We start from the raw sequence: 4,554 nt of genomic DNA, 5'->3' as shown, positions 1-4,554 counted from the left end.
CGCCCGATGGCGTAGGGCCCGCGGCAGTCCAGAGAAGCCGCGCTATTTTCATATTTCCTCCTGGCTCCGTGGCCGCCCGCGGGTCTCCTCCCACCATCGCGGGGGGGGGGGCGCACCGGCCGGGGGGGGGTGGCAGGGGGGGCGGGCCTGCGCGCGGGCCGCCGGGGAGCGGGGGGAGGGGGGGGCGGGGGGGCCCCGCCAATGAAGGGGCGGGTCGAAGTGGCGCGCAAGATAGGGGCGCGGTTCGGAACGAAAACTGAATGTTCCGGCTTGACAAGCGGGCCGGGAGCGGGTCGGGAAATGTGACGGCCGGCCGGATTTCCGGCCGGGCCGGGCCTCAGAAACCGGCGGCCAGCCGGCTGCCCTGGGCGATGGCGCGCTTGGCGTCCAGCTCGGCGGCCACGTCGGCGCCGCCGATCAGGTGCACCGGAGCGGCGAACCCGGCCGCCTGCAGCTGCGCCTGCAGTTCGCGCCGCGGTTCCTGGCCGGCGCAGACCACCACCGTGCCCACCGGCAGCAGTTGCGGCTCGCCGCCCTCGACCCGGATCCGCAGGCCTTCGTCGTCCACGCCCAGGTATTCGACCCCGCCGATCATCTTCACGCCCTTGGCTTTCAGGGTGGCGCGGTGGATCCAGCCGGTGGTCTTGCCCAGGCGGGCGCCGGGGCGGCCGGGGCTGCGTTGCAGCAGCCAGACCTCGCGCGCGGGCGGCTCGGGCCGCGGCCGGGCCAGGCCGCCGCGGCCGCCGCCCTCGAAGTCCACGCCCCATTCGGCGCGCCAGCGGGCCGGGTCCAGGCTGGGCGAGGGCCCTTCCTGGACCAGGAATTCGGCCACGTCGAAGCCGATCCCGCCGGCGCCGATCACCGCCACCCGCCCGGCGGCCGTGGCCCGGCCGCCGAGCACGTCCAGATAGCTGACGACACTGGGATGGTCGCTGCCGGGGAACTCGACCTTGCGCGGCACGATCCCGGTGGCCAGCACCACCTCGTCGAAGCCGGCCAGCTGCTCCGGCCCGGCCCGGGTGCCCAGGCGCAGCTCCACCCCGGTCTCCTCGATCCGGTGGCGGAAGTAGCGCAGGGTCTCGTGGAACTCCTCCTTGCCGGGGATCGTCTTGGCCAGGTTGAACTGGCCGCCGATCTCGGCCGCGGCGTCGAACAGGACCACCGCATGCCCGCGCTGGGCGGCCACGGTGGCGCAGGCCAGGCCGGCCGGGCCGGCACCGACCACCGCGATCCGCTTCCTCACCGCGGCCGGCGGGTAGTTCAGCTCGGTCTCGGCCACCGCGCGCGGGTTGACCAGGCAGCTGGCGCGCTTGTTCTCGAACACGTGGTCCAGGCAGGCCTGGTTGCAGGCGATGCAGGTATTGATGGCGTGGGCGCGGCCGGCGCGGGCCTTGGCCGGCCATTCCGGATCGGCCAGCAGCGGCCGGGCCAGGGAGACCAGGTCGGCCTGGCCGCCGGCCAGCACGCCCTCGGCCACCTCGGGCATGTTGATCCGGTTCACCGCCACCAGCGGCAGGGACACGTGCGGCTTCAGGCGGGCGGTGATCCCAGCGAAGGCCGCGCGCGGCACCGAGGTGGCGATGGTCGGCACCCGCGCCTCGTGCCAGCCGATGCCGGAGTTGATGATCGTCGCCCCGGCCGCTTCCACCGCCTGGGCCTGGGCCACGATCTCGTCCCAGGCGTTGCCGTCCTCGACCAGGTCCAGCAGCGACAGCCTGTATATGAGTATGAAGTCCGGGCCGCAGGCCTCGCGCACCCGGCGCACGGTCTCCACCGCGAAGCGCATCCGCTTCTCGGCGCTGCCGCCCCAGGCGTCCTCGCGCCGGTTGCTGCGCGGGGCGGTGAACTGGTTGATCAGGTAGCCCTCCGAGCCCATCACCTCCACCCCGTCGTAGCCGGCCTCGCGGGCACGGGCGGCGGCGCTGGCGAACGCGGCGATCTGACGTTCGACCCCGCGCGCGGACAGGGCGCGCGGCGTGAAGGGATTGATCGGCGCCTTCAGCTTCGACGGCGCGACCTGCAGGGGGTGGTAGCCGTAGCGGCCGGCATGCAGCAGCTGCAGGCAGATCTTCGCCCCGTGTTCGTGCACGGCGCGGGTGACCGGGCGGTGGCGGGCCACTTCCCAGGGCCAGGACAGCTTGCCGCCGAAGGGGGTGAGCCAGCCGACCACATTCGGGGCAAAGCCGCCGGTGACGATCAGCCCGGCGCCGCCGGCGGCGCGCTCGGCGAAGTAGGCGGCCAGCTTCGGGAAGTCGCGGGCGCGGTCCTCCAGGCCGGTGTGCATCGAGCCCATCAGGATCCGGTTGCGCAGGCGGGTGAAGCCCAGGTCCAGCGGGGCGAACAGGTGCGGGTAGGGGATGTCGTGCAGGGAGGCGGAGGCGGGCGCGGCGGCTGGCGTCATACGGGGATACGCTGGCGTACGGAATGCGCCATCCTGCGGCCAAAGCGGGATGGCGGGCAAGAGCGGGCCGGGTGTGGCATCCCCTGTAGGAGCCGGTCTTGCCGGCGACCGCCATGACGGAGGCGTCTGCGTGAAACCGGGTGCTAGCGATCCGGCCCGCTCCACGGTCGCCGGCAAGACCGGCTCCTACACGGCAGAGCGGTTCAGTTCCAGCCGGCCAGGGCCAGCTTGCCGATTGTCGTCCCCGATTCCAGCCGCCGGTGCGCTTCGCGCAGGGTGGCCGCGTCGATCGGGCCGAGCACCTCGGTGAGCGTGGTCTTCAGCTCGCCGGCCTCGACCAGGCTGCCGACCCGGTTGAGGATGCGGTGGTGGCAGATCATGTCGGCGGTGCGGAAGCGCGGCCGGGCGAACATGAATTCCCAGTGCATGCCAATACATTTGGCCTTGTAGGGATCGCCGATCCGCAAGGGGCCGGCCGGCTCCACGATCAGGCCGACGTGGCCCTGCGGGGCCAGCAGCTGGCCGATCGGGTCCCAGTAGAGGTCGGTGTCGGCCAGGTTGAGTACCACGTCCACCTCGGGCAGGCCCAGCGCCTGCAACTGCGGCCCCAGCGGCTGGCGATGATCGACCACGTGGTGCGCGCCCATCGCCAGGCACCAGTCCCGGGTCTGCGGCCGCGAGGCGGTGGCCACCACCCGGAACCCGGCGTGCCGGGCCAGCTGGATGGCGATCGAGCCGACCCCGCCGGCGCCGCCGATCACCAGCAGGCTGCGGCCGTTGTCCTCGGCGTCGAAATCGAACGGCATGCGCTCGAACAGCAGTTCCCAGGCGGTGATCGTGGTCAGCGGCAGGGCGGCGGCCTCGGCGAAGTCCAGGGTGGTCGGCTTGGCCCCGGCCAGGCGCTCGTCGACCAGCTGGTACCGGGCATTGCTGCCGGGCCGGGTGACGTCGCCGGCGTAATAGACCTCGTCGCCGGGCTGGAACAGGGTGACCCCGGCGCCGACCGCCTCGACCACGCCGGCGGCGTCGAAGCCCAGCACCCGCGGCTGCGGTTCGACCTGCTCCTTCGGCGCGCGCAGCTTGGTGTCGACCGGGTTGACCGAGACGGCCTCCACCCTCACCCGCAGGTCGAACTCCGCCGGTTCCGGCATCGGCAGTTCGAGGTCCTGCAGCGACTGCGGATCGTCGATCGGCAGGTAGCGGGTCAGTCCGACGGCTCTCATGCACGGCTCCGTTCTGCAGGGGACGCCGCCATGATACGCAGCGCTCCGGGTGATGCCGATGCCGGCCACATGCATCCCCCAACGTGCCCGCTTGTGTGAATGCCGGCTGGCCGGGCTTTCCATGGGGAAGCGTGACCGAGTCGCGGAATTTCACATGTTAGGGTACTGTTAACACCGTCTTCACCTCGTCCCGCCTAACCTTCGCGCCGACGACGTGCAGAACGGCCGTCAGGGATGTCCCGGCCCCCACGTGGCCCATTGGCATCTAGCAGGAATCCTGAGGCATAGGTTTCTCCGACCCCCGAATCATCAAGGAGCTAGAGATGAACAAGAAACTTCTGACCGCTGCGCTGCTTGGCGGCCTTGCGATGGCGCAGGCGGCTTCCGCGCAGGAGTTCGACGACCGCTGGTACCTCACCGGTTCGGCGGGCTTCAATTTCCAGGACAACGCCCGCGATACCCGCGACGCTCCCTTCCTGGGCCTGGGCCTGGGCAAGTTCGTCAGCCCGAACTGGTCGATCGACGGCGAGCTGAACTACCAGAACCCGCATGCCGACGCCAACAGCGACCTGAACTGGAGCCAGTACGGCGTCTCGCTGGACCTGCGCCGCCACTTCGTGGTCGACGGCCGCGGCTGGAACCCGTACCTGCTGTTCGGCGTCGGCTACCAGAAGGCCGAGGAAGAGTACGACGCGTTCCCGAGCCCGAACTCCCCGGGCCAGCGCGAGGACGGCAACCTGGCCGCCAAGGTCGGCGTCGGCCTGCAGACCACCCTTGAGAAGCGCGTCGGCGTGCGCGCCGAAGTGGCCTATCGCGCCGACTTCGACGACCAGAGCGTGGCCGCCCCGAACGAAGACTGGTTCGGCGACGTGCTGGCTTCGGTCGGCGTCGTGATCCCGCTGGGCCCGGCCCCGACCACCGCCCCGCCGC

3 protein-coding genes are annotated in these 4,554 nt (G+C 71.7%); 1 reads left to right on the top strand and 2 read right to left on the bottom strand.

All coding sequences use genetic code 11. From position 1 onward, the window contains the following. Positions 1 to 337 precede the first annotated feature (337 nt). Together CSC62_RS17045 and CSC62_RS17040 are read right to left on the bottom strand one after the other, a co-directional pair. On the bottom strand, positions 338 to 2,401 hold the full coding sequence (locus CSC62_RS17045) for an NADPH-dependent 2,4-dienoyl-CoA reductase (RefSeq protein WP_162407877.1): 2,064 nt from the start codon (positions 2,399 to 2,401) through the stop codon (positions 338 to 340). Between the two features lie 203 nt (positions 2,402 to 2,604). Beyond that, on the bottom strand, positions 2,605 to 3,624 hold the full coding sequence (locus tag CSC62_RS17040; protein WP_162407876.1) for a zinc-binding alcohol dehydrogenase family protein: 1,020 nt from the start codon (positions 3,622 to 3,624) through the stop codon (positions 2,605 to 2,607). A gap of 323 nt (positions 3,625 to 3,947) precedes the next feature. On the opposite strand from CSC62_RS17040, the gene CSC62_RS17035 reads away from it, so the two are divergent. Next, the coding region (locus CSC62_RS17035) for a porin family protein (RefSeq protein WP_162407875.1) at positions 3,948 to 4,554 on the top strand (607 nt) is incomplete at its 3' end.

Origin of the sequence: Pseudoxanthomonas jiangsuensis (assembly GCF_010093185.1) — a bacterium.
GTDB lineage: Bacteria > Pseudomonadota > Gammaproteobacteria > Xanthomonadales > Xanthomonadaceae > Pseudoxanthomonas > Pseudoxanthomonas jiangsuensis.
This window is presented reverse-complemented; position numbering and strand designations above follow the sequence as displayed.

Coding starts and splice junctions, on each gene's coding strand:
- CSC62_RS17045 (WP_162407877.1), bottom strand. CDS start 2,401: ATGACGCCAGCCGCCGCGCCCGCCTCCGCCTCCCTGCACGACATCCCC.
- CSC62_RS17040 (WP_162407876.1), bottom strand. CDS start 3,624: ATGAGAGCCGTCGGACTGACCCGCTACCTGCCGATCGACGATCCGCAG.